At 61.3% G+C, this 3,560-nt stretch carries 7 protein-coding genes; 1 reads left to right on the forward strand and 6 read right to left on the reverse strand.

All coding sequences use genetic code 11. The annotated features are described in order from the left end of the window. A partial coding sequence (locus tag BLX41_RS36640) for a penicillin acylase family protein (protein WP_259745395.1) occupies positions 1 to 686 on the reverse strand: 686 nt, incomplete at its 3' end. A 167-nt stretch (positions 687 to 853) separates the two neighbouring features. Then, complete coding sequence (locus BLX41_RS29605) at positions 854 to 1,495, reverse strand: glutathione binding-like protein (RefSeq protein ID WP_123727729.1); 642 nt, start codon at positions 1,493 to 1,495, stop codon at positions 854 to 856. Positions 1,496 to 1,640: 145 nt separating this feature from the next. On the opposite strand from BLX41_RS29605, the gene BLX41_RS29610 reads away from it, so the two are divergent. Then, positions 1,641 to 2,189: a cysteine hydrolase family protein gene (locus tag BLX41_RS29610; protein ID WP_123727730.1), complete on the forward strand. Its 549-nt coding sequence runs from the start codon at positions 1,641 to 1,643 to the stop codon at positions 2,187 to 2,189. Positions 2,190 to 2,238: 49 nt separating this feature from the next. Here BLX41_RS29610 and BLX41_RS29615 read toward each other — a convergent pair whose 3' ends face one another. The 4 genes from BLX41_RS29615 to BLX41_RS34055 form a co-directional block, all read right to left on the reverse strand. Continuing rightward, positions 2,239 to 2,439 (reverse strand): SEC-C metal-binding domain-containing protein, encoded by a 201-nt coding sequence (locus BLX41_RS29615; protein ID WP_007923047.1) that lies wholly within the window; start codon positions 2,437 to 2,439, stop codon positions 2,239 to 2,241. Between the two features lie 6 nt (positions 2,440 to 2,445). Continuing rightward, positions 2,446 to 2,931: an LEA/WHy family protein gene (locus BLX41_RS29620; protein ID WP_123727731.1), complete on the reverse strand. Its 486-nt coding sequence runs from the start codon at positions 2,929 to 2,931 to the stop codon at positions 2,446 to 2,448. A 64-nt stretch (positions 2,932 to 2,995) separates the two neighbouring features. Next, positions 2,996 to 3,472, reverse strand: a complete 477-nt coding sequence (locus BLX41_RS29625) for a YchJ family protein (protein ID WP_123727732.1) — start codon at positions 3,470 to 3,472, stop codon at positions 2,996 to 2,998. A gap of 4 nt (positions 3,473 to 3,476) precedes the next feature. Then, on the reverse strand, positions 3,477 to 3,560 hold an 84-nt coding region (locus BLX41_RS34055; protein WP_221179227.1), incomplete at its 5' end, for a DUF6231 family protein.

The following is a 3,560-nucleotide window of genomic DNA, read 5'->3' on the forward strand; positions in this document are numbered from 1 at the left end:
AGCTTGTCGGCCTCGGCCATGGGCAGCGGTTCATCGGGGTAGCTCGGGGTCAGCCAGGGCAGTTTGTCGCTGCCGACCTTTTGCGCCAGTACCAGGCTGTTGATCTCTTCCAGCAGATTGGCCGACTGGCCGAAATTCAGCAGGCAGAAGATCAGCGCCGAGTCTTCGGCCTTCCAGTATTCAGGGATGTAGCCGCGGGCGGCGAGGTCTGGCGGCAGCTTGTCGCGGTAACGGAACAGATAGGCGTTGACGCCTCGTGCGTAGACCTCGAAGAAGCGCTTGATCCGGGGCGACGAGGCCTTGTACAGCTCGTCGGCGCTTTTCTTCAGGTTTACCGCACGCATCAGGCGGTCGACTTCCAGCACTTCGGCGCCGGACATCTCCGCCAGGCGGCCCTGGGCCAGCAGGCGCAGGGTGACCATCTGCTCGATACGATCGCTGGCGTGTACATAGCCCAGGGTGAACAGCGCGTCGTGGAAGCTGTTGCTTTCGATCAGCGGTACACCGACGGCGCTACGCCTGACCGAAACGTTCTGCGCCAGGCCCTTGAGGGGCTGTACGCCGGAGGTAGGAGGCAGGCTGTTTTGAGTGTTCCAGGACTGGCAACCGGCCAGGCTGAGAGCACCGGCCACTGCCGCGGCAACGCCGAACCGGGGAAGAAAATGTGAGAGGGCTGGCGAGGCCATGGCAAAGCTCCTGCGGGGGGTAGCGTCGATAAAGGCGCTACGTTAGTGAGCAGGCGAGTGCCGCGCAAGCGGGGGCAGGAGGTATTTCTCCAGCGCGCCACAAATAGCCAGCGCCGGCGCGTCGGTACCTGGCCAAACCCGTAGGAGCCGGCTTGCCGGCGAAGCTCTTATGGCGCGGGATTCACGTGATCCACCAGGGCATACGCGCGCTCGGTAGCCGGCCGCTCCTGGATGCTGTTGAACCAGCGCTGCAGATGAGGGAAGTCCTCGAGTTTCTGGCTCTGTTTCTTGTACGACGCGATCCACGGATAGATCGCCATATCGGCAATGCTGTAGTCATTGCCGGCGACGAACGCCCGGTCTGCCAGGCGCCGGTCCAGCACGCCATACAGCCGCGCCGTTTCGTCCACATAGCGTTTGATGGCGTAGGGGATCTTTTCCGGGGCGGCCTGGCTGAAGTGGTGGTTCTGTCCGGCCATTGGTCCCAATCCGCCCATTTGCCAGAACAGCCACTGCAGGGCTTCCTGGCGCCCCCGCAGGTCCTGGGGCAGGAACTGTCCGGTTTTTTCCGCCAGGTACAAAAGAATCGCTCCGGACTCGAACAGCGACAACGGCGCGCCGCCATCTGCCGGCTCATGGTCGACGATGGCCGGAATGCGATTGTTGGGAGCAATCTTCAGGAATTGCGGCTTGAACTGTTCGCCCAGGCCAATATTGACCGGGTACAGGGTGTAGGGCAGGCCGGCTTCTTCCAGGAACAGGGAGATCTTGTGGCCGTTGGGGGTAGTCCAGTAGTACAGGTCGATCATGCAGCGCTCCAAAAGGAATGGGTCCTGGTCTAACGACAGCAAACTCCGGCATTAGGTCGTCCTGTCTGCAAAGGGTGGCTTGCCTGTAACAGGAGGTGATGTTGAAGTCGGCAAAATTCAATGACGCTCCAACGGAGAATGCTCCATGCCCATTCCGGCCGACACGGCGCTGCTACTCATCGATCAACAGCAAGGCATCCTGCATCCCCGGCTTGGTCCGCGAAACAATCCCGAGGCAGAGGAGCGGATGCTCGAGTTGCTGGCCCATTGGCGCACCCGGGGTTGGCCGGTGATCCATGTGCAGCATCTGTCGCGCTCGACGGATTCGGTGTTCTGGCCCGGGCAATCCGGCGTGGAATTTCAGCCGCGTTTTCGCCCGCAAACGGGGGAAGGACTGATTCAGAAACAGGTGCCCGACGCCTTTTGTGGCACCTCGCTGGAGGCGGATCTGCGCCAGCAGGGGATCGGGCAGTTGGTGATAGTCGGTGTTGCCACCAACAACTCGGTGGAGTCGACGGCCAGAACCGCCGGTAACCTGGGCTTCGCGGTATGGGTAGTGGCCGACGCCTGTTTCACCTTCGACAAGCTCGACTTTGCCGGTCGAGCCCGTTCTGCCGAGGAGGTGCATGACATGTCGCTGGCCAACCTTCACGGCGAGTACGCCACGGTGTTGACCCTGGCGCAGCTTTTTTAGCAGAGGCCGAACGGCGAGGTCGCACGGACAGGCCTCTTACGCGATCAGATCAAGCGCCGTGGCACTTCTTGAACTTCTTGCTGCTGCCGCATGGGCAAGGATCGTTGCGGCCAACGTCTTTCAGCGCATTGCGCACCGGCTCCTGGTGGGCGTGGTTGCAGTGCGGACCGTGAACATGGCCATGGTCATGATCGTGGTGGTCATGATCGTGGTTGCAGTCTGGGCCATGGACATGAGGTTGCTGGGTCATTGCGGGTTACTCCGGGATAAAATCGCCGGGAATTATCACGCCATTGCGCTTCAGGTGCACGTCCTGGCCGATGAATAATCCGATTTCCAGCTCGCCTTCCAGGCGATAGGGGATGGGCTGTTGGGGATTGCGCAGCAGCTTCACCACATCCCGGATCTGCGGCCACAGGTTGGTCCGCACCGGTACCTTGAAGTAGCGGCTGCTGTGGGGCGTGACGGTGAACCAGTGTTCATGCTCGCCCTCGCTGAGTAGAAAGCGCTCCAGATAGACCCGGTAGGTCAGGCGGCGCACTGTCAGGTCGCTGTCATTGGGATTGTCGACCCTCAGGTGCAGGGTGAAGCGCTGCTCCAGCAGGTTGGCCTTGACCACCTCGACCTTGACCAGATGAACCGCAGGGTCAAGGTCCTCATCGGTGAACCAGGACACGCATCCCGCCAGGCTCAGTAGTCCGAGCAGGCAGACGGCCCGTAATGCGCGCAGCTCACCGATCATTGCAAGACTCCCTTTTGAACCCCCTGTACCCATCCTGGGTTTGGGGTGCCTGGCCTGCAAAGGCTCAGCGTGTGAAATAGCCGGCGCAGCACTTCTTGAATTTTTGCCCGCTGCCACAGGGGCAGGCGTCATTGCGCCCGGCATTCAGGGGCACCGTGGGGTCGATGAAGTACCAGCGTCCCTGATTCTGCACGAAGGACGAGCGTTCGCGATGGCTGTGTTCGCCCTGGCTGTCGTGCCAGCGGGCAGTGAAGGTGACGAAGGCATGTTCGGGTTGGCCGCCGAAGACCTCCGAGCTTTCCACCTCCAGCCCCAGCCAGGTGCTTTGTGCGCTCCAGTCACTGATGGATTGGCGATCCAGGCCGGCCTGTTGTATCGGCAGTGTGGTGGCCAGCAGGTACTCCACCTGTCCCAGTACATAGGCGCTGTAGCGCGAGCGCATCAGGGCTTCGGCGCAAGGGGCGGGATGGCCGGCATGGTAGTGGCCGCAGCAGGCATCCAGCAGGTTGCCGCTGCCACAAGGACAAATCGAGGCACTCATTGTGTTACCACCAATACTTTCCAAAGTTTTCCGGGTTCGCCCAGAAGCGAGAGTTGAGCCAGTCGGGCACTTGTTTGTATTCAAGCAG

Origin of the sequence: Pseudomonas protegens (assembly GCF_003732485.1) — a bacterium.
Classification (GTDB): domain Bacteria; phylum Pseudomonadota; class Gammaproteobacteria; order Pseudomonadales; family Pseudomonadaceae; genus Aquipseudomonas; species Aquipseudomonas protegens_B.